The organism is Catenibacterium sp. AM22-6LB, from assembly GCF_003435615.1.
Classification (GTDB): Bacteria; Bacillota_I; Bacilli_A; order Erysipelotrichales; family Coprobacillaceae; genus Catenibacterium; species Catenibacterium mitsuoka_A.
Map to the genome: position 1 here is coordinate 1 of NZ_QTUM01000018.1, position 403 is coordinate 403.

The following is a 403-nucleotide window of genomic DNA, read 5'->3' on the forward strand; positions in this document are numbered from 1 at the left end:
AAGGGGCATGCCCCTTTATCCCAATTCCTTAATTCCAGTTTCATTTTACAATTGAGGAACACAAAAAAATGCATTTTTTTCAAAAAAAGGGTTGCAAAAGGTGTATCTGCATGGTAATATAAACAAGCATTCTGAAGTGCTTGAATAGCTCAGCGGTAGAGCAATCGGCTGTTAACCGATCGGTCGGGGGTTCAAATCCCTCTTCAAGCGCCAGTGGCCGGTTGGAGAAACGGTTAACTCACATGCCTTTCACGCATGCATTCACGGGTTCGAATCCCGTACCGGTCACCATATATGGAGGTTTAGCTCAGTTGGGAGAGCATCTGCCTTACAAGCAGAGGGTCAGCGGTTCGAGCCCGTTAACCTCCACCATTTTTTTGCCGACTTAGCTCAACTGGTAGAG

The 403-nt window shown here is 46.4% G+C and carries 3 tRNA genes; all 3 read left to right on the top strand.

Features of this window, described 5'->3' with window-relative positions:
• The first annotated feature begins 138 nt into the window (after positions 1 to 138).
• The 3 genes from DW269_RS05460 (at position 139) to DW269_RS05470 (ending at position 372) form a co-directional block, all read left to right on the top strand.
• A tRNA-Asn gene (locus tag DW269_RS05460) sits at positions 139 to 213 on the top strand.
• A 2-nt stretch (positions 214 to 215) separates the two neighbouring features.
• Positions 216 to 291 (top strand) — tRNA-Glu (locus tag DW269_RS05465).
• Positions 292 to 296: 5 nt separating this feature from the next.
• Positions 297 to 372: transfer RNA gene (locus DW269_RS05470), tRNA-Val, on the top strand.
• The last annotated feature ends 31 nt before the right edge of the window (positions 373 to 403 follow it).